The organism is Mycobacterium sp. IS-2888, from assembly GCF_001954215.1.
Classification (GTDB): domain Bacteria; phylum Actinomycetota; class Actinomycetes; order Mycobacteriales; family Mycobacteriaceae; genus Mycobacterium.
The window spans coordinates 90375-106262 of the sequence record NZ_MBET01000053.1 but is presented as its reverse complement, the minus strand read 5'-3'; the positions used below and the strand labels follow the sequence as shown (position 1 = coordinate 106262).

The following is a 15888-nucleotide window of genomic DNA, read 5'->3' as shown; positions in this document are numbered from 1 at the left end:
TCTATAGCCGTCCCTCAACCCGCAGTTCCGGATGCACCCAATCGGGTGAGCGGCGTTCCTTGAACGCGCGGAAGCCCTCTCGCGCCTCGGCGTCGCCGAGGCTGGCGGTCATGCCGATGCGGTCGTAGAGGCCCAGGTAGTTGTCAATGCTGGACTTGATGACACCGCGGGCACGCGGCGCCGTCCGGCACACCTGCGCGAGCAGGTCTTTGGCCGTTTCGAGCAGGTCCTCGTGGGGCACGACCCTGGTTACCAGGCCCCAGTCGAGGGCCTCGGCCGCCGACAGCACCCGTCCGGTGAACATGAGGTCGCGGGTGCGTACCGGGCCGATGAGCCGCACCAGCATCTGGCTGTAATACGTGTCTGCGTAGCCGCGGAAGAGCTCGGGCACGCGGAAGGTTGCCCGCTCGCTGACCACGGACAGGTCGCTGCACAACGCGATCTGCATGCCGCCGCCCTGGCATAGCCCGTTGACCGCCGACACGATCGGCTTGCCCGAGGTGCGAACGGCGTCGAACGGCGTGACGTCCATGCCCAGCGCCGAGCCGAAGGTCATCCAGTTGTCGATTGCTCCCCCGCCGCCCATGTCGCCGCCGGGCGCGAAGACGTCCCCGGTTCCGGTGATCAGCAGCCCGGCCAGATCCGGGTCCTCGTTGAGACGGCCTACCGCATAACGGATTCCGAAGTACATCGCCGGTGTCATCGCGTTGCGCGCGTCCGGGCGATCGATCGTGCAGACGGCGATCGGCCCGTGGCGGTCGAACGACAGATACGGGGTGCCCAGCCAATCCCCTTCCGGGGCACGGGGGCTGGGTGTCGGATTCTGCGCCACGGGACTCCTCTCATGCGGCGCCGCCGTCGGTGCCGCATCGCGCCGTAGGCTCGCTACTGTAGCGATTACAGTAGGCGCCGCCGCGGCTACCCCGGGCTACAGGTACTGCAGCGTCACCGTGTCAATTGTCTCGGATGCGCTGTCGATCAGGGTGCGGAGTTTGCCCTGCAGCGTGGTCGTGGTCTCCCCCACCGGTTTCTCGCAAAAGCGGCAATTCGTTGTGAACTGCGGCTGGTCCTGCTCATCCGGCCAGAACCGCCGCGGCCCCACCTGGGCTCCCGGGTCGTAGACGACCGACTGATGCGGGGCCTCCTTGAGAATCCTGCCCACCGTGTGCATCTGTGGGCATTCGAGTTTCAGGGTGCCGATCCCCTCTTGATTGCCAACCATGGTCCACCATCCTTCACCGCCGGGTTTGGTCTCGCGCCCATTGTCGCGCGGGTTCCTGGCTTCGCGGAGGGGGCGGTGGGCTGCGTCACTCGGTGACGAGCGCGTACGTACTCGCGGCGGGGCGCACAAGAACCCCGCAAGAATCACGCAAGGTATGAGCGACATCGTTGCCGCAATTGCCAGAGCAGCCGTGAACGGCGACTGCTCCCGACCACTTACCGCTCGCGGGAAAGGAACCGAAATGATCACGAGTTCGTGCCACTTCACCGGCGGCCACGAAGCCCCGGGGTCCGGTGCCGACGGTGCATCGGTCCCGGGGAGGACATGGCGACGGCGCGCAGGCCTCGTCGCGCTGGCCGCGGTTCTGGCGGCTGGGTGCTCGTCGAACGATGCGACCGCATCGCACCAATCGCCGGGTAGCCCCACGACATCCGTGCCGGCCGCGGCTGCAGAGATGGCGGCTCATGGGGTCGAGAAATCGATCGGCGACGTGCCCTGGTCGCAAGTCGGTCCGGGCTGGATGCTCGCCACATGGAGCCCGGCCGAGAGCGTGCCTCCCGGCGGGTCGCGGCCTCCGGGCTCGCCGGCGCCCGACACTGTCCCCGTCACCCTGTACCTCGTCGACCCGGCGGGCGGTCGCTACGCGATCACCACCTTCCCTCCGAACGCCGAACCCAGTGGGGTCGACTGGTCGGGCGACGGCAGCCACGCCGTTTGGGCCTCCGCGGGCCCCGGAAAATCGACGGTGATCACCGAGCTCGACCTGCACAACGGCACCCGCACCACATTCACCGTTGATGGCTCGTCTGTCGCACCTCGTTTCACGCGCCCCGACGGCAAGGCGCTGCTGCTGACAGTGGACAAGAAACTGATGCGGGTCGACCTGGCCGGCAATCCGCAGCTGACCTATCCGACCGACAAGCTCGCGAGCGCCTACGACGGTCAGTACCTCGCAACCCCGGACGGCACGCAGCTGGTGCTGGGTACCGCCTCCGGCCTTGCTCTGATGGGCAACGACGGAACAGTCGGTAAGGAGCTGTCGTCTGCGGCAGGAAGCTGCTCACCGGTGCGATGGTGGGACGCCGACGCGAAAACCGTCCTCGCCAACTGCAGTGTCGCAAACCAGCGCGCACGGCTCTGGCTGGTCCCCATCGACGGTTCGGCACCGACCGCGCTGACCGCGCCGATAACGGACCCGGCGTCGCACGACAACGGCGACATAAGCGCATGGCAACTGCCGGCCGGCACCTATGTCCAGTACGCGGGTGGATGCGGCGCCATCCACCTCGGCAAGCTCAACCCCGATGGCACGGTGTCCAAGGTGTCGGTGCCCAACGTCGATCCGAGTCACAGCATCTACGTGATCGGCGTCCACGGCGGGAACCTCGACCTCAAAGCCACGGTCGCCGGTTGCGGGCCCGCCCAGTCGCTGCTCGAGTACGACCCCGCCGCCGGCACCACCAACGTTCTGCTGGGACCGCCGCTCAACGGCGGCGCGGTCATCAGCGCAGTGCCTTACCCGGGCGAGAAGTAGCGTGCGACCGCACCAGCGGCCGTGGCGGCAACGCGCAAACGCCACAATCGTCGCCCTCGCCGTGGCCGTCACCGGCGTCGCAGCGTGCCACTCGCGGTCGACGCCGGCGCCCCAACAAAGCGTGCTGCCGCTGGGCGGTCTCAACCACCCCGCCGGCGTCGCGGTGGATACCAACGGCGCGGTGTATGTCGCCGACAGCGGCAACCAACGGGTGGTGAAGTTGGCCCCCGGGTCGAACAGCCCGACGGTGCTGCCGTTCAGCGGGCTCAACTACCCCGACAGCGTGGCGGTGGACAAAGCCGGCTCCGTCTATGTCACTGACGACCACAACAACCGGGTCGTGAAACTGCCGGCCGGGTCCAACACCCAGACGGTGTTGCCGTTCACGGGCCTCAACGGCCCGGACGGCGTGGCAGTGGATGCGGCCGGCGCCGTCTACGTCGCCGACTACCTCAACGCTCGGGTGGTCGAGTTGACCGCCGGGTCGACCACCCAGACGGTGCTGCCATTCACCCACCTCGGCCTCCCGCGCGGTGTCGCGGTTGACGGCGCGGGCACCGTCTACGTCGCCGACTTCGGCGGCAAGCGGGTGGCGAAGCTGGCGGCCGGCGCGACCACCCAGGCCGTACTGCCATTCGACGGCCTCCGAGGCCCCATCGGGGTGGCGGTGGACACCGCTGGAAGGGTTTCCGTGACAGACTATTTCAACAACGCCGCGGTGACGTTGGCAGCCGGATCGTGCAGCCAGACGGTGTTGTCGTTCACGGGCCTCACCGGCCCCGAGAGTGCGGCGGTCGACACCGCCGGAAGTGTGTATGTGGCCGACGGCCAAAACAACAGAGTCGTGAAGCTCTCGTCGGCGCAGTCGACGGCGCCGCCGGCGTGCCGACAGACGATACTGCCCTTCACCGGCCTCGACGATCCCTGGGCCGTGGCGGTGGACAACGCCGGCAATGTCTATGTCGTCAACAACAGCCCGGGCGAGCACCGCAACCGGGTAGTCAAGCTGGCGGCCGGGTCCAACACCCAAACCGACCTGCGGTTCGCCGGCCTCGGCTTCCCCGAGAGCGTGGCGGTCGACACCGCCGGCAACACGTACGTCGTCGACAACACAACCAATCGAGTGGTGAAGTTGGCGCCGGACTCCAATACCCAGACCGTGCTGCCGTTTTCCGGCGTCGGCCCCCGGGATGTCGCGGTCGACACCGCGGGCGATGTATTCGTCACCGATTACCGCAAGAATCGGGTGCTGAAGTTGGCCGCCGGGTCTAAAACGCCAATTGTCCTGCCGTTCACCGGCCTTGGCGACCCTGGGGGGCTTGCGGTAGACACCGCCGGCGACGTCTACGTCGTCGACTTCGACAAGGTCATGAAGCTGGCGGCCGGGTCGAACACGCCAACGGTCCTGCCGTTCACCGGCTTCAGCCGAGTCGGCGGCCCGCACGGCGTAGCGGTGGACAAGGCGGGCGCCGTCTACGTCGCCGACTCGGCCAACAAGCGTGTCGTGAAGCTCGCGGCCGGGTCGAACACCCAAACTGTGCTGCCGATTGCCGGCCTCGGCGACCCGTGGGGGGTGGCGGTGGACGCGTCGGGCGCCATCTACGTCACCGACCGCGACAACGCCGAGGTGGTGAAGGTGGCGGCGGACTGATGCGTCGCACGATTTTGCCTGCACTGCAAGGTGTTTGAACCGGCACAAGAACCAAGCAAGAAACACGCAAGGCGCCCACCGCAGCCTTGGCGTGACCGACCACACCAGCCGCTCCCGGCGACCCGCTGTTCGGCGGAAAGGAAAGCCAAGTCATGAAGAACGCAAAAATCGCGGCGCTCTCCATCGCGACCGCCGCGACAGCGCTGGTGCTGCTCGCCGGGGCCGACATCGGCGTCACCGGATGCAGTAAGACGCCGCCGACTTACCGGGTGACCGCCACGGTGCCCGTCGGCAAGTGGGCGTCGGGCGTGGCGGTGGACCCGGGTACCCACACCGCCTACGTCACCAACGTCGACGACAGCACGGTGGCGGTGATCGATGGCTCGACGCGCACCGTCGCCGCCACCGTGCCCGTCGGCAAGAGTCAGGACCCGGTCGGGGTGGCGGTGGATCCGGGCACCCACGCCGTCTACGTCATCAGCGCCTATAACAAGGTGGCGGTGATCGACGGGTCGACGCGCACCGTCACGGCCACCGTGCCGGTCGGCGACCACCCGATCGGGGTCGCGGTGGATCCGGGCACCCACACCGTCTACGTCGCCAACAGCGGCCCCGCGCTGCCGGTGTCGGTGATCGACGGCTCGACGCGCACGGTCGTCGGCACCGTGCCCGTCGGCACACACCCGGTCGGGGTCGCGGTGGATCCGGGCACCCACACCGTCTACGTCGCCAATCAATTCGACAACACGGTAACCGTGATCGACGCCTCGACACGCACGGTCGTCGCCACCGTGCCCGTCGGCGGCCACCCGGGCGAGGTGGCGGTGGACTCGGGCACCCACGCCGTCTACGTCGCCAACGAAGGCGACGGAACGGTGTCGGTGATCGACGCCTCGACACGCACGGTCAGCGCCACCGTGCCCGTCGGCAAGCAGCCGGACGGGGTGGCGGTGGATCCGGGCACCCACACCGTCTACGTCACCAATAACCGCGACAACACGGTGTCGGTGATCGACGCCTCGACGCGCACCGTCACCGCCACCGTGCCCGTCGGCACGCACCCCGGCGGGGTGGCGGTGGATCCGGCCAGCCACACCGTTTACGTCGCCAACGGCGGCGACAACACGGTGTCGGTGATCGAATCTCGATAGTGGTTGCAAGGGCCCGCCGGGCGACGGATTGTCTTGTACGCCAAGGAGCGTGGGTGCACCAAACCTGTACCAAACCCGGCTGCGTTCGTGCAGGTCAGCAGGGTGGTCCCGGCTGGGATCGAACCAGCGACCTTCCGCGTGTGAAGCGGACGCTCTCCCACTGAGCCACGGGACCGGCGCCGAGAGGCGAACGACGTCGAAGGGTAGCACGACCCGGACTTCGCGGGACGCCAGCTGCGCCCGCGAGGGTCGCGCGATAGCCTGGACACGGCCCGCGTCAAGAGATTTGTGTGGGCCCGCTTACGTGGACTATCGTCGTCCTTCGCACCGGGCGACGATCTCGTCCGTTGCGCGCGGATGTAGCGCAGTTGGTAGCGCATCACCTTGCCAAGGTGAGGGTCGCGGGTTCGAATCCCGTCATCCGCTCGAAGGTGCAAGTGGCATCAATCCCAGCGGTGGAGTGGCCGAGTGGTGAGGCAACGGCCTGCAAAGCCGTGCACACGGGTTCGATTCCCGTCTCCACCTCCAAAGTTCGACTCCCAGCGCGATTAGCTCAGCGGGAGAGCGCTTCCCTGACACGGAAGAGGTCACTGGTTCAATCCCAGTATCGCGCACCAGCGGCCGCAGTGCCCTATTCGCTCATCGCGGAAAATTCCAGCCACATGTGTTTCTTGATCACGCTCACGTGAGCTAGCGTCACGACTATCAAACTGCTCAGCGCGCCTCCCGCAAGCCCCACTACGAGCGCAATCAATACCTTGTGCTGGGGCGCCGATTCCCATTGGTGGAGGATCGGCGCGGCCAATCCTTCGTAAAGTCCTACCAATACAGCAAACGAAAGAATTGGAACTCCGGTCAACGCCAGCCGCTGTTCGGTCGTATCTAGTTGGATCCCCAGGCGCGGCGCGGCTTTCGCCACCAACAAGTAAACGCAGGTAGTAAAGATGATGGCGCCCGCCGCTGAGACAAATCCGAGCAGGACCAGATTCGCCGTCAACGAAAACACCAAGAGGCCACCAATGCATTGCTGTATCCAAAAAATAAGCGCCAGCAACAAGCCGCCCCACAGTCCGATAGCGAATGGATGGGCCACTCGCACAATAACCGCACCGTTAAGCCTAATCTTTAACCTGCGGAAGGCGACGTAATTCAGCAACAGAGAAATTATCAGCGCCCCGACAAATCCTATGACTACTCCATATACGCCAATGACCGCCATTCTGGTGGCAAACGATACGGGGTGGGCGGTCGATTTTACGTTAGGCCCAGTTTCCAAAAATAAGGGCACTAAAGGAACCGTGATGCCTTCTAAGAGCGCAAACAGCCAGACCAGATGCCAAGACAAGTTGACGTCGACTTTTGCACATCGCTCCTGCATCGATCTCCTGTCGGGCGTCGCGTACTCGCTCGGGATCCCGGGCGCGCGAACAGAAAATTCGACGGCACATCGGCGTTTGACGAAGGTCTGCCCGCACCCTTGGCAAGACTTTATCGTGACATCGGGTGTGAACAGCAATTTGTGCGCCCGATAGAACCAAGAATGCACCGGCCACTGTTCGGCGCAAACTTGGTCAATCCGGCGCCCGGCACCGCGCCGTGCGGCCGACTGACCTCGCAGAATCTGACCCACAACGGCGCCACGCAAGCAGCGCCGTTGTGGGTCAGCAGAAGTGATTTAGGCGCAGGTTACTGTTCCGGGTATCGAACCGCTGCAACCAGTTATCGTGCATCCGGTCGAACCCAACATCACCGCGACCAATGCCACGGCCGCCGCGCCAGCTTTCAACATCCGCCGCTTGCTGCTCTTAGCGTTCATCGGATGCCCTTTCATCTCGGGTTGAACACCTGTCTAACAACGTTTGATGCTACCGCCGTCGGACGGAACGGGGAAGAACATTTTTGCCGTTTTGAGGTCGAGTGTCGGCGCCCATAAAGCACCGAATGCGCCGCACTATAAATGGAGTCAACAAACTGATAACATGCTGCAGCTCAAACCGAGTTTTCCGGTCAAGATCCAAAATTATGCATTCATCATGAACCCACTGGAGCGAGCGGTCGCGGGTTTCGTGGCGCGGCAACTTGGCTGTCAGCCCGACCGCGTTATCCGGGTCGATTCCTTCGCCACCAACGCGGTTTACGAGGTCGACGCGGGCGGACGTCGATTCGTCGTGAAGGCGTCGACGAGCCATGACGCGTTGGCGGCCGAGGCGTGGGCATGTGCGCGGGGCGCGGAGGCGGGCTGTGGCGCTCCGGAGATCCTGGCGCTGGGGCGCCTCGGTGGGAAGGACAGCATGAGCGCCCTGGCGATGAGCGGCGTCCCCGGCGAACCGATCGCGCCGGGGCATCCGGCGATTGTCGAGGTCGGGGCCGCGCTGCGACGCTTGCACGACACGAGATCACCAGGCTTCGGCTGGCTTGCGGAGGCGACGTGGAACGAGAGCGGCGGCTTCTCGCCGCCGCACACCTCCTGGCCCGGCTTCCTACAGAACATCTGCGGCGAGGTTCGTCGCATGGCCGGCGGCGATTCGATCGCAGGCACCGTGGCTGACGAGGCGGCGGCGGCACTGGGCGCTCACGCCGGAGCGCTGGCCGCCGTCGAGGTCGGGGCGTTGTGTCACGGCGATCTGAAGGCTTCCCACATCCTCGTCGATGCGGGCGGGCTCTCCGGCGTAATCGATTGGGGTGACGCGGTTGTCGCGGATCCCCGGTGGGACATCGCGCGGTTTGCGCATCGCGCCGATACGGCGTCGCTCTCCTTATTGCTTGAGGGGTATCGCCCCGACCGCGCGGCGAGCGACGAGCTGGCCTGGTGCATTCCGCTCTATGCGGCGCTGTGGATGCTCGTCGACGCGTCCGTCGCGCACAATCTGGGGCGCCCCGCCGAGGCGCCGCTGGCCGAGGCGATGGCGCATTTGCAACGGCTACCCGGCTAGCGCGCGCGCCGCGGAATCCGTGCAATGATCGAGTGGCAGTAGTCCAAGGGAGACGCCATGACTGCATTCAAGATCACGTCGCGGGGGTTATCCGTCTTCATCATCGGCCTGGGCGCCGCACTGACGGCCGCAGTGCTGATCGCCGCGGCGCCGCCGGCCAACGCCGGCTGCCAGTACGGAGGACCCGTTATCAGCAAGTGCGATGGACCCGTCCAGCCCGATGGCACCTGGCAACGTTGCGTGGTATCTACCCATTGGATCCTGAACGGCATGAGTTCCTACCAAGTGCCCGAAAGGCGTTGCGATCCGATGGGCCCTGGCCAGCAGCCGTGGGGTTCCGGCTTCGCCGACCCGCCTACGCACATCGACGACTGAAAGGCTCCGCTACGGGTGCTCCTGCATGACGCATTGCACGATCCCGTTGGCGACGCGCGAGTCGAATCCGGTCTGCTCCAATTTCTGAGCTTCCGCGGCAGGGGAAACACCGGCCTTGAGATCCATCTGGACCGATCCGGCGAGCTGCTGACTTTGTGGGTTGGGTTCGCTCAGCGGGATTTCCGTAATGGTTCCCACGCAGCGCCGGTACCCGCTCATATCAGCGCGGGCGGACGGCGCCTCCATCAGCACGAGCGGGGCGATTGACAGGACGGCCATTACGATGCCGGCCGCCGCGGCGACATTGGTGAATCGCATTCACGCATAGTATCGCCGAGAATGCCCAAGGTAAACGGCCATTTGGGGGTCGTCGTCCGGCGAGAAGCGTTGGTGGACAAGGGCGCCGGAATGGTAGATGGCAAAATGGAGACCCGGCTGGCAGTTGACGAGGGCAAAGCAGAGGACACAGTGAGGATCGCTACGAAAATCGTCGCCGGCGGGCTCGTCGGCCTCATGTCATTGTTTTGCGCCGGCGTCGCCCAGGGCGATAGCGACCAGGAGAAGGAGGCATGCCAGCTGATGGACGATCCCCAAGCCGCTCAATTGGGTTATGCGCCAGCCGAATACGCCTTCATGTTATTGCGTGCGAAGATGTCGGCCGAGACCGCCAGGGTTGTCATGTCCGAGGCCGCCCATGACGTCTGCCCGAATCACATCATCGACCTACCGGCCGGCTGGCGGTAACGCCCGAAGTTAGTCGGCAACCATGAGAGACGCCGCGAGCGCGTAGGCCCGGACGGCGGTCGCCAATCTCAGCCGCGAGCCGTTGAATCGAGCCCATCCAAATGACGCATCGATCAAGAGATCGGCGAAGCGGGCCAGCTCACGGTCCTCCGGCGGATTGTCGGCGACCGCGATGGCCGCTCTGCACAATCGGCCGGGGTCGACGTTGTCCTCCCGCACAACGGCTTCCGCGAGCATGATCAATTCGGTAGTGCTGTCCACTTTTCTCCCGTTTCGGTGTTGAATCCGGACGCAGTCAACCGCCCGTATAAGAGTGTGTAGCGGGTCGTATTGGCCATCTGCGTTTGCCGCCCGAGCGACAAGGCGGTCACCGGCATGATCGGTGCGGGCCGGAGACGCCAGCCGTTTCATGTTATCAACGGTGCAAACGTGACTACAGATGCAGTAGTCACTATTGAGATACAAGTGGTTCACAGCGGGGAAACGTATCGACCGGGGTTGACCTGGGACGACGCCTCGTATCGGGTTCGTCAAGAATTTATTGAGAAACCATATAGGCCCTGTGCCGATTCTGTTGTCAACGCAAAACAGCGCCCCCCACAACACACATCAGCACAAGGAGTACCCCGATGTTCACTCGCCGTTTCGCAGCCCCCGCAGCCCGCGCCACCCTGACCGCCGCCGCGCTCGGCCTCGCCGCACTCGGCTTCGCCGGCACCGCAGGCGCAACCACTGTCGATGACGCCTTCCTCGCGCAGCTGCAAGCCGACGGAATCACGCCGCCCACCGCGGCGCGCGCCATCAGCGACGGCCACGCCGTCTGCAAAGCCCTCGACAACGGCCACTCGAGCCAGGAGGTCATCAGCGCGGTGGCCCAGTCCACCGGCCTGAGCACCAAGAGCGCCAAGACGTTCGCCGTCGACGCCGCCTCGGCCTACTGCCCGCAATACGTCACCTCGACCTAACAGCCACCACCGTCGATGCGGGGGCCCGCCCGGGCCCCCGCATCGAGCCGTGTAAAGGACTGCGCCGCAGCCGTTTACGGTGGACCGCTGACCGCGGCGAAATCGCTCCCGCAGCTGTGGATCGTTTTCCCACCCAGAGCACCATGGCGTTGGCAACACAGGTGGGCTGCGCGGGGCCGGCCGCGCCCGTCAGCGCCCCAAGGCGGCGAGCGATGCGTCCTGACGCGCGCGGGCGAGGGCGGCGGGGCAGTACGCCTCCGCCGCGATGCCCGTGAACTTCGCCGCACCGTCGCCCGCGAAGCCGGGGTTGTATTGCTCCAGGTTCTTGACGACGTCCACGGCGGCCATTCCCCCGTTGACCAGATCGCACACCTTTTTGCCGGCCGCCACCGCGCGGTCGGGATCCTGATATGTCAGCCCGGCCTGGTTGAGCGCGGCGAGAAAGGCTTGATCGTTGCCGTTGCCCCCGTCGCTGTTGTCGGCGTGCGCCGGCGCGGCCATCGCGACCATGGTGGCGACGCTCAACAGCATCGGCAGACGTCTCATAGCCCCCCGATTCTGGCAGAGGCCACGCCGGTGCGCATCCCGGGCGAGTGCCGAGCCGGTGGGCGGATGGTGTTATCTAGGACGACGTGGCGGCCATCATCGTTCTCGACGTCTTTGTCGGCATCATCGCTGTGCTCGGGCTGATCGCCCTCGCGAATCGCCTACGGGCACAGCGCAAAAACCCGCGCGCCAAAGGCGTCGTGATGGTTATCGATCGGCTCACGCCGCGCCGCCGGGGCCAGGCCCGGCTCGAGGTGAGGCTGCGGATGGCGGGGCCGACCGTGCGTTACGAAGTGGGGCTCGACCTCGAAGCGGACGGCAATCGGTTCGACGTCTCGACGCCCAAACCCGCGATACGCCCGTCGATGGGCTGCGACGACGAAGAACTGTCGTGGGGTTTTGAGATTCCCGACGAGGACCTCGACAGGGTCTGGGTGATCGCCTCGTGGATGGAGGCACGCGGCACCGGCCTCAGGATGGCGGCGCTGGCGTGGAATCTGAGCACGCGCGAGGTCTACGAGTGGAGGTGGGCGGCCGACTGGCGACTCTCGCGGGCAGGCCACTGGCGGAAGCGACGATCGGCACCGACGCCCCCGCGCACCATTCCCGGGCTAGGGCCGCTGGAACTCGGCCGGGCGCCCGCAGGTCGGCGGGCACCGACCACGGAACCCGACGAGGGCGAGGCGGCACCGGCCGAAGGTTGACTCCTACGACGGCGCGGGGGTCTCAGAGCTCGGGCTCGAGCTGGTGTCCGAGGCGGTATCCGGGCAGTACGTGGTCTGGGCGATGGCCGCGAACTTGGCGGCTTTGTCCGGGTTCAGCGAGGCGTTCTTGGTTCCGAGCGTCTTGACGACAGTCGACATGTCGGTGCCTCCGCTGACCTTGTCGCACACCCATTTTCCGGCCCCTACCGCCGCATCCGAGTCGGAATAAGTGATACCGGCCGCTTTGAGTGAGGCGAGGAATGAGTCGTCGCTGCTATCGGCGTGGGCGGGCACGGCCAGGCCGATTGCCGCGGCAAAACCTGCCAGGGTCAGAAGTAGTTTCATGAGTCAGCATTGTCGCAGCGCAGGTACCCGGTCGCACTACGTGTAACAAAGCATTAACCGTCAACCCTGAGTTGACATCGCAAGGGCGTCAACCTACCGTTGACGACATGGCCGATTCCACGCCCATTGCCTATCCCGTCCGCCTCGACGAGATGATCAACGCGATCAAACAGGTGCACACTGACGCGCTTGATCAACTGGCCGACGCCGTGCTGGCGGCCGAGCATTTGGGTGAGATCGCCGACCACTTGATCGGGCACTTCGTCGACCAGGCGCGCCGATCGGGAGCATCCTGGACGGACATCGGCAAGAGCATGGGCGTCACCAAGCAGGCGGCGCAGAAGCGGTTCGTCCCCCGGGCCGAGGCCACCACGCTGGATCCCGAACAGGGTTTCGGGCGCTTCACGCCGCGGGCCCGCAACGCCGTCGTCGCGGCCCAGAACGCGGCGCACCAGGCAGCCAACGCCGAGATCACTCCCGGCCATCTGCTGCTCGGCGTGCTGGACGATCCGGCCGCACTGGCCACCGTGCTGTTGACGCGACAGCGGGTCGACCCCGAGGCCCTGCGCGCCTCGATAACGCTGCCCCCCGCCGGATCCGAGCCACCGGAGCTCATCCCCTTCAGCGGCCCGGCGCGCAAGGTACTCGAACTGACCTTCCGGGAGGCACTTCGGCTGGGCCACAACTACATCGGCACCGAACACCTGTTGCTGGCCCTGCTCGAACTAGAGGACGACGCCGGACCGCTGCACACCGCCGGTGTCGACAAACAACGCGTCGAGACCGACCTGATCGCCGCGCTCGAATCGCTGACCAGCGGCAAGAGCCCCTCCCCCTAGCCGTAGTCGGTGTGCAATCATGCGATGATGCATCGCTGGCTGATCGCCCTGTCCGCCTTACTCGTTGCCGCCGCGAGCGTCACCACCTCCGGGGTCGCGGCTCCGCCCGCGCGGGCTCAAGACGCACCGATCGGCCACATCGGCGACACGCTGCGGGTGGCCACCGACACCTACATCGCCGACGTCACCGTCAGCAGCGTGGCCCCCTGCGACCCGCCGCCCGGCTTCGGCTACACGCGCAGCGGCGTTCCGATCAAAAGCTTCCCCGGCAGCACCCCCAACCGGGCAGATGTGACGGTCCGCGCGATCCGGGTGCCCAACCCGTTCATCTTGGCGACCGTGTTCAGCTTCGACGGGGTGACTCCATTCGCCGACGCCTACAAGCCGCGTGCGACCGACGCACCCGACGCGCTGGACAACGTGCTCACGAATGCGCCAAACGGGGCGATCGTCCGGGGCGGGGTGTACTGGGACGCCTACCGCGATCCGGTCTCCAATGTCGTGCTGCTGGACAAGAAGACGGGGCAGCATCTCGCGCAGTGGAACCTCTGACGCTCGAGGTTCACCTCGCCACGACGGATTGCGTCGACGAGCTGGCCGCGGTGGCCGCGCGCACCTTCCCGCTGGCCTGCCCGCCGTCGATGGCGCCGGAGAACATCGCGTCGTTCGTCGACACCCACCTGTCGGCCGACCGCTTCTCGGACTACCTGGCCGACCCGCAATACGCCGTGCTCATCGCCACGAAGAACCGCCGAATCATCGGGTACGCCACGCTCGTTCGCGGCTTGGACGACACCAGCAGCGCCGAGCTGTCGAAGATCTACGTCCTGCCGGAGTTGCACGGCACCGGGGTCTCGACGGCGCTGATGGAGCGCGCGCTGGCCCTGGCCGGCGACTGGAGCGTGCGCCGCGTCTGGCTCGGCGTCAACCAGAAAAACCAACGCGCGCAACGCTTTTACGCCAGGAGCGGTTTCGAGGTCAGCGGCACCAGGACGTTTCAGGTGGGCGACGCCACCGAGCACGACTTCGTCATGACCCGCGAGGTGCGTCGACCCCGGCGGTCAGCGCCAACAGCCGAGACGTGGCCCGCAAATACTTCTTTCGGTACCCACCGGCCAGCATCTCCTCGCTGAAGATGGTGTCCAGCTTGGCCCCGGACGCCACCACCGGGATGCCGGCGTCGTACAGCCGATCGGTCAGCGACACCAGCCGCAGCGCGACGTTCTGGTCATCGATGCCGTGCACGCCGGTCAAAAACACCGCCGTCACGCCCTCGATGAGAGTCAGATACCGCGACGGATGCATAGTCGCCAGGTGCGCGCACAACGCGTCGAAGTCATCGAGCGTCGCGCCCTCGACAGCCGCGGCACGCGCGGCGACCTGATCGTCCGGCAGCGGCGGCGGCGCCGGGGGCAGATCGCGGTGCCGGTAGTCCGGGCCTTCGATCCGCACGGTCGTGAAAATCCTTGCCAGCGTGTTGATTTCACGCAGAAAGTCCTGGGCGGCAAATCGGCCCTCGCCGAGTTGCTCGGGCAGCGTATTGGAGGTGGCGGCCACCGACACCCCCCGCTCGACCAGCGACGAGAGCATCCGCGAGATCAGGGTGGTGTTGCCCGGGTCGTCGAGTTCGAACTCGTCGATGCACACCGCCGTGTAGTCGGCCAGCAGATCGATGCACTCGGCGAAGCCGAACACCCCGGCCAGCTGGGTCAGCTCCCCAAACGTCGCGAACGCCTTGGGGTCCGGCAGCTCGTAGTAGGCCGAGGCCAGCAGGTGAGTCTTGCCCACCCCGAAACCGCCGTCCAGATACAGTCCGACGCCGGGCAATACCGCCCGCCTGCCGAACAGCTTTCGGCGACCGGCCCGGCGTTGCACCGCCTCTCCGCAGAAATCCCGGCAGGCCACGACGGCGGCCGCCTGGGTGGGTTCGGCCGGATCCGGGCGGTACGTCGCGAAGCTCACGTCGGCGAACGTTGGCGGCGGCCGCAATTGGGCGATCAGCCGCTCGGGCGACACGGTGGGATGCCGATCGACCAGGTGAGCCACCCGGCCGGAAGCGGACCCGTGCATGCAGGAACTGTAGCGGCGTGCTGCAATCGAGCCCATGCCCCTTCCTGAGGCGCCGCCGCTGACGCTGCTCGGCTCGGCACGCGAACTCGACGACGGCGAACTCCCGCAGCTCTACGCGTATCCCGACAAAGACGGGACATGGGTGCGCGCGAATTTCATCACCAGCCTCGACGGCGGCGCCACCGCCGACGGCAAAACCGGCACCATGGCGGGGCCCGGAGACCGATTCATCTTCCACCTGCTCCGCGAGCTCGCCGACGTCATCGTGGTCGGCGCGGGCACCGTGCGGATCGAGGGATACTCCGGGGCGCAGTTGGGCGCCGTCCAGCGCCAGCGCCGACAGGCCCGCGGTCAAAGCGAAGTCCCGCAATTGGCGATCGTGACGAAGTCGGGTCACCTCGACCGGGACATGGGGGTGTTCACCCGCACCGAAGTGTCACCGCTGGTGCTCACCTGCACGGCGACCGCCGATGCGACACGCCGCCGGCTCTCCGGTCTTGCCGAGGTGATCGACTGCTCCGGCGGCGATCCGGACCGGGTCGACGAGGCCGCCCTGCTGGCTATCCTCGGGGCGCGCGGCATGCGCCGCGTCTTGACCGAGGGCGGGCCGATGCTGCTCGGCGCGTTCGTTCAGCGCGACCTGCTCGATGAGCTGTGCCTGACCATCGCGCCCTACGTGGTCGGCGGCCTGGCCCGGCGCATCGCGACCGGCCCAGGCCAGGTGCTGGCCCCGATGCGCTGCGTGCATGTTCTCAGCGACGACGCCGGCTACCTGTACACCCGCTACGTGAAGGTCTAGCTACTGTGGT

The 15888-nt window shown here is 66.3% G+C and carries 18 protein-coding genes, 4 tRNA genes and 2 pseudogenes; 15 read left to right on the top strand and 9 right to left on the bottom strand.

All coding sequences use genetic code 11. From position 1 onward, the window contains the following. Position 1: 1 nt before the first annotated feature. On the bottom strand, positions 2 to 832 hold the full coding sequence (locus A5745_RS09440) for an enoyl-CoA hydratase/isomerase family protein (protein ID WP_076115843.1): 831 nt from the start codon (positions 830 to 832) through the stop codon (positions 2 to 4). Between the two features lie 96 nt (positions 833 to 928). Next, the gene (locus A5745_RS09435; protein ID WP_076115842.1) at positions 929 to 1222 is read right to left on the bottom strand and encodes a hypothetical protein; all 294 of its coding nucleotides are present in this window, start codon (positions 1220 to 1222) and stop codon (positions 929 to 931) included. Positions 1223 to 1463: 241 nt separating this feature from the next. On the opposite strand from A5745_RS09435, the gene A5745_RS09430 reads away from it, so the two are divergent. The 3 genes and pseudogenes from A5745_RS09430 to A5745_RS09420 all read left to right on the top strand — a co-directional run bounded on the left by A5745_RS09430 (position 1464) and on the right by A5745_RS09420 (position 5558). Next, positions 1464 to 2756 (top strand): hypothetical protein, encoded by a 1293-nt coding sequence (locus A5745_RS09430; RefSeq protein WP_254848532.1) that lies wholly within the window; start codon positions 1464 to 1466, stop codon positions 2754 to 2756. Positions 2757 to 2871: 115 nt separating this feature from the next. Further along, positions 2872 to 4404 (top strand): annotated as a pseudogene (locus A5745_RS25230) (NHL repeat-containing protein); the annotation flags it as partial. A gap of 155 nt (positions 4405 to 4559) precedes the next feature. After that, entirely contained in the window at positions 4560 to 5558 is a 999-nt protein-coding gene (locus A5745_RS09420; protein ID WP_076115840.1) for a hypothetical protein, read from the top strand. A 103-nt stretch (positions 5559 to 5661) separates the two neighbouring features. Here A5745_RS09420 and A5745_RS09415 read toward each other — a convergent pair. Beyond that, a tRNA-Val gene (locus tag A5745_RS09415) sits at positions 5662 to 5733 on the bottom strand. A 178-nt stretch (positions 5734 to 5911) separates the two neighbouring features. Here A5745_RS09415 and A5745_RS09410 point away from each other — a divergent pair. The 3 genes from A5745_RS09410 (at position 5912) to A5745_RS09400 (ending at position 6175) form a co-directional block, all read left to right on the top strand. Continuing rightward, positions 5912 to 5984 (top strand) — tRNA-Gly (locus tag A5745_RS09410). A gap of 28 nt (positions 5985 to 6012) precedes the next feature. Then, positions 6013 to 6086 (top strand) — tRNA-Cys (locus A5745_RS09405). Between the two features lie 14 nt (positions 6087 to 6100). Beyond that, positions 6101 to 6175 (top strand) — tRNA-Val (locus tag A5745_RS09400). 14 nt (positions 6176 to 6189) lie between these two features. On the opposite strand, the gene A5745_RS24295 is transcribed toward A5745_RS09400, so the two are convergent. Then, positions 6190 to 7188: a hypothetical protein gene (locus A5745_RS24295; protein WP_139329520.1), complete on the bottom strand. Its 999-nt coding sequence runs from the start codon at positions 7186 to 7188 to the stop codon at positions 6190 to 6192. A gap of 232 nt (positions 7189 to 7420) precedes the next feature. Between A5745_RS24295 and A5745_RS09390 the strand changes: the two genes are divergently transcribed. Together A5745_RS09390 and A5745_RS09385 are read left to right on the top strand one after the other, a co-directional pair. Further along, positions 7421 to 8491 (top strand): phosphotransferase family protein, encoded by a 1071-nt coding sequence (locus A5745_RS09390; RefSeq protein WP_139329519.1) that lies wholly within the window; start codon positions 7421 to 7423, stop codon positions 8489 to 8491. 57 nt (positions 8492 to 8548) lie between these two features. Then, on the top strand, positions 8549 to 8866 hold the full coding sequence (locus tag A5745_RS09385; RefSeq protein WP_076115837.1) for a hypothetical protein: 318 nt from the start codon (positions 8549 to 8551) through the stop codon (positions 8864 to 8866). 9 nt (positions 8867 to 8875) lie between these two features. On the opposite strand, the gene A5745_RS09380 is transcribed toward A5745_RS09385, so the two are convergent. Next, the gene (locus A5745_RS09380; protein ID WP_076115836.1) at positions 8876 to 9184 is read right to left on the bottom strand and encodes a hypothetical protein; all 309 of its coding nucleotides are present in this window, start codon (positions 9182 to 9184) and stop codon (positions 8876 to 8878) included. Positions 9185 to 9205: 21 nt separating this feature from the next. Between A5745_RS09380 and A5745_RS25010 the strand changes: the two genes are divergently transcribed. After that, the gene (locus A5745_RS25010) at positions 9206 to 9610 is read left to right on the top strand and encodes a hypothetical protein (protein ID WP_254848531.1); all 405 of its coding nucleotides are present in this window, start codon (positions 9206 to 9208) and stop codon (positions 9608 to 9610) included. A gap of 9 nt (positions 9611 to 9619) precedes the next feature. On the opposite strand, the gene A5745_RS09370 is transcribed toward A5745_RS25010, so the two are convergent. Beyond that, on the bottom strand, positions 9620 to 9871 hold the full coding sequence (locus A5745_RS09370) for a hypothetical protein (RefSeq protein WP_076063813.1): 252 nt from the start codon (positions 9869 to 9871) through the stop codon (positions 9620 to 9622). Positions 9872 to 10239: 368 nt separating this feature from the next. Here A5745_RS09370 and A5745_RS09365 point away from each other — a divergent pair, with 368 nt between their 5' ends. Then, on the top strand, positions 10240 to 10575 hold the full coding sequence (locus tag A5745_RS09365) for a DUF732 domain-containing protein (RefSeq protein ID WP_076063811.1): 336 nt from the start codon (positions 10240 to 10242) through the stop codon (positions 10573 to 10575). Positions 10576 to 10764: 189 nt separating this feature from the next. Here the strand turns inward: A5745_RS09365 and A5745_RS09360 are convergent, their stop codons facing one another. Beyond that, positions 10765 to 11121 (bottom strand): DUF732 domain-containing protein, encoded by a 357-nt coding sequence (locus tag A5745_RS09360; protein WP_076115835.1) that lies wholly within the window; start codon positions 11119 to 11121, stop codon positions 10765 to 10767. Between the two features lie 86 nt (positions 11122 to 11207). Here A5745_RS09360 and A5745_RS09355 point away from each other — a divergent pair, with 86 nt between their 5' ends. Beyond that, on the top strand, positions 11208 to 11825 hold the full coding sequence (locus A5745_RS09355; protein WP_076115834.1) for a hypothetical protein: 618 nt from the start codon (positions 11208 to 11210) through the stop codon (positions 11823 to 11825). A 3-nt stretch (positions 11826 to 11828) separates the two neighbouring features. Here A5745_RS09355 and A5745_RS09350 read toward each other — a convergent pair whose 3' ends face one another. Next, on the bottom strand, positions 11829 to 12170 hold the full coding sequence (locus A5745_RS09350) for a DUF732 domain-containing protein (protein ID WP_076063806.1): 342 nt from the start codon (positions 12168 to 12170) through the stop codon (positions 11829 to 11831). 107 nt (positions 12171 to 12277) lie between these two features. Here A5745_RS09350 and A5745_RS09345 point away from each other — a divergent pair, with 107 nt between their 5' ends. The 3 genes and pseudogenes from A5745_RS09345 to A5745_RS09335 all read left to right on the top strand — a co-directional run. After that, positions 12278 to 13009, top strand: a complete 732-nt coding sequence (locus A5745_RS09345) for a Clp protease N-terminal domain-containing protein (RefSeq protein ID WP_076115833.1) — start codon at positions 12278 to 12280, stop codon at positions 13007 to 13009. A 27-nt stretch (positions 13010 to 13036) separates the two neighbouring features. Further along, positions 13037 to 13561, top strand: a complete 525-nt coding sequence (locus A5745_RS09340) for a hypothetical protein (protein ID WP_076115883.1) — start codon at positions 13037 to 13039, stop codon at positions 13559 to 13561. Next, positions 13549 to 14055: pseudogene (locus tag A5745_RS09335) on the top strand (GNAT family N-acetyltransferase); the annotation flags it as partial. The gene A5745_RS09340 and the pseudogene A5745_RS09335, both read left to right, overlap by 13 nt. Here A5745_RS09335 and zapE read toward each other — a convergent pair. Beyond that, entirely contained in the window at positions 14039 to 15115 is a 1077-nt protein-coding gene (gene zapE / locus A5745_RS09330; RefSeq protein ID WP_139329518.1) for a cell division protein ZapE, read from the bottom strand. The pseudogene A5745_RS09335 and the gene zapE sit on opposite strands and share 17 nt — an antisense overlap. Between zapE and A5745_RS09325 the strand changes: the two genes are divergently transcribed. Next, positions 15114 to 15878 carry a pyrimidine reductase family protein gene (locus A5745_RS09325; protein ID WP_076115831.1) on the top strand — a complete coding sequence of 255 codons (765 nt, stop codon included), beginning with the start codon at positions 15114 to 15116 and terminating at the stop codon, positions 15876 to 15878. The genes zapE and A5745_RS09325 overlap by 2 nt on opposite strands. The last annotated feature ends 10 nt before the right edge of the window (positions 15879 to 15888 follow it).

Excerpts from the sequence above, each read along its gene's own strand:
- A5745_RS25010 (WP_254848531.1), top strand. The coding sequence starts at position 9,206 with ATGCCCAAGGTAAACGGCCATTTGGGGGTCGTCGTCCGGCGAGAAGCG.
- A5745_RS09380 (WP_076115836.1), bottom strand. The coding sequence starts at position 9,184 with ATGCGATTCACCAATGTCGCCGCGGCGGCCGGCATCGTAATGGCCGTC.
- A5745_RS09435 (WP_076115842.1), bottom strand. The coding sequence starts at position 1,222 with ATGGTTGGCAATCAAGAGGGGATCGGCACCCTGAAACTCGAATGCCCA.
- A5745_RS09365 (WP_076063811.1), top strand. The coding sequence starts at position 10,240 with ATGTTCACTCGCCGTTTCGCAGCCCCCGCAGCCCGCGCCACCCTGACC.
- A5745_RS09390 (WP_139329519.1), top strand. The coding sequence starts at position 7,421 with ATGCTACCGCCGTCGGACGGAACGGGGAAGAACATTTTTGCCGTTTTG.
- A5745_RS09385 (WP_076115837.1), top strand. The coding sequence starts at position 8,549 with ATGACTGCATTCAAGATCACGTCGCGGGGGTTATCCGTCTTCATCATC.
- A5745_RS09345 (WP_076115833.1), top strand. The coding sequence starts at position 12,278 with ATGGCCGATTCCACGCCCATTGCCTATCCCGTCCGCCTCGACGAGATG.
- A5745_RS09430 (WP_254848532.1), top strand. The coding sequence starts at position 1,464 with ATGATCACGAGTTCGTGCCACTTCACCGGCGGCCACGAAGCCCCGGGG.
- A5745_RS09350 (WP_076063806.1), bottom strand. The coding sequence starts at position 12,170 with ATGAAACTACTTCTGACCCTGGCAGGTTTTGCCGCGGCAATCGGCCTG.
- zapE (WP_139329518.1), bottom strand. The coding sequence starts at position 15,115 with ATGGGCTCGATTGCAGCACGCCGCTACAGTTCCTGCATGCACGGGTCC.
- A5745_RS09420 (WP_076115840.1), top strand. The coding sequence starts at position 4,560 with ATGAAGAACGCAAAAATCGCGGCGCTCTCCATCGCGACCGCCGCGACA.
- A5745_RS09325 (WP_076115831.1), top strand. The coding sequence starts at position 15,114 with ATGCCCCTTCCTGAGGCGCCGCCGCTGACGCTGCTCGGCTCGGCACGC.
- A5745_RS09340 (WP_076115883.1), top strand. The coding sequence starts at position 13,037 with ATGCATCGCTGGCTGATCGCCCTGTCCGCCTTACTCGTTGCCGCCGCG.
- A5745_RS09360 (WP_076115835.1), bottom strand. The coding sequence starts at position 11,121 with ATGAGACGTCTGCCGATGCTGTTGAGCGTCGCCACCATGGTCGCGATG.